We start from the raw sequence: 241 nt of genomic DNA on the forward strand, positions 1-241 counted from the left end.
ATGCGGGGCTCAAGGCCTCGGGCCGGGACTTTATCGGGGCGGATCGGGTGCTGCGTTCCGCGACACCGGCGCCCGAGGCCTGGCTCACCCAGGCGAAGCAGGAGGGGCTCCTCGTCCAGACCACGGTCAGCTTCAACAGCATGCTGTTTCACGGCGACGGCCTGCAGCTGGCGTCCATTCGCGCCGTGCCGAGCGATTTCCCCTTCTATGGCAAGCTGGAGCTGATGCCCCAGCGCGCCCC

At 68.5% G+C, this 241-nt stretch carries 1 protein-coding gene; it reads left to right on the forward strand.

The features are described from left to right. A partial coding sequence (locus tag B4920_RS27665; protein ID WP_139379766.1) for a hypothetical protein occupies positions 1-241 on the forward strand: 241 nt, incomplete at both ends.

This window comes from Zoogloea sp. LCSB751 (assembly GCF_002028455.1).
Taxonomy (GTDB): Bacteria; Pseudomonadota; Gammaproteobacteria; order Burkholderiales; family Rhodocyclaceae; genus Zoogloea.